Below are 1,172 nucleotides of genomic sequence, written 5' to 3' on the forward strand. Positions count from 1 at the left end.
GGGTGCATTTTACTCTGGCACACGATAGCACGGTCGCAAACCGCAACCGTGCAAAATCGCACACGAGTAGCGCGCGGTAGCTGCAAAATTTTACGCCACAACATCATCACAAACACGCTCGCGTGCCGATCAATTTTTAGTGCGCGGGCGATGTAAAACGCGCCGCATCTTACAATACAGCCGCACTGCAAAATATGACTTCGCTGCAAAGTACGTTTATACCGCAAATGCAACTGCACTACGAAACATGCCGGCACAAAACACCACGCACCAAACAGCTTTGTCGTGCCGTCCACGATCCATCGGTTTTTGGCGTGTGCCATGGGTGCTCGCACTGCAAATTAGCCGCTACGAACGACCGCAATACTTCGCTACCAGCCCTTCAGCGTGCGGCGAACTTTTCACTCATGTACTCGCTCGACGCAAGCTAGACCTCCGGTAGCTTCTCCCGCTCGCGCAACTTCGAATGCTTCATACCGGCAAGGCGCGATTTAAAATTCAGGTTCGCTGCGGTAAATTTAAAATTTCAAAATTCTAAAGCCCAAAAGGAGCGAAATTTTGAAATTTTAAATTCTGCCGACCTTTGTAAATTTATAAAATTTAAAATCGCAAAATTTTTAGCGCTCAATTTTTAAATTTTAAAGCCTGCCCTATTTATGCTTACTTGCGTTTTAAAATTCCGCAGTTCAAATTTAGCGCCAAGAGCACAGCGCACATTAACTTGCGCCTTATAAAATTTAGACAGCGCGCACGCCGTAAACGCAAGCTGCAAAACGCGCTGTTCATACCCACCGAGCACTACTTTTAAAACGCCTCCCGCGCTGCAAGAGGCTTCGATCGCATCCGCGCATCCCGTATAAACCGTCCGCCTTGTCATAGCCACAGAGGCACAAGCGCGAGCTGCGGAACGCGCAAATTTTAAAATTTAAAATCCGCTATGCAGATCAAAAAAATTTTAAAATTCCACCACTTCAAATCCAATAAATTTAAAAATTTTACCGACGCAGATCGATTAAATTTTAAAAATTCTGGCACCTATAAATCCAATAAATTTCAAAATTTCGCCGCTTAAATTTCATCGAAATTTTAAAGCTTACTTGATTATATCGCGCTGACCTTTAGCGTTGATCTCGCTTAAAACGCCCATCTGCTCAAGCTGCTCGATGATCGTC

Annotated in this window: 2 protein-coding genes; both read right to left on the reverse strand. The window is 44.9% G+C overall.

What is annotated here, in order from left to right; all coding sequences use genetic code 11:
- Positions 1-323: hypothetical protein (locus Q0614_RS11325; RefSeq protein ID WP_298788785.1), on the reverse strand; the 323-nt coding region annotated here is incomplete at its 3' end.
- Positions 324-631: 308 nt separating this feature from the next.
- Positions 632-877 (reverse strand): hypothetical protein, encoded by a 246-nt coding sequence (locus Q0614_RS11330; RefSeq protein ID WP_297951166.1) that lies wholly within the window; start codon positions 875-877, stop codon positions 632-634.
- Between the last annotated feature and the right edge of the window lie 295 nt (positions 878-1,172).

It is taken from the genome of uncultured Campylobacter sp., from assembly GCF_937997595.1.
In the GTDB taxonomy this organism is placed as follows: domain Bacteria; phylum Campylobacterota; class Campylobacteria; order Campylobacterales; family Campylobacteraceae; genus Campylobacter_B.

Excerpts from the sequence above, each read along its gene's own strand:
- Q0614_RS11330 (WP_297951166.1), bottom strand. The coding sequence starts at position 877 with ATGACAAGGCGGACGGTTTATACGGGATGCGCGGATGCGATCGAAGCC.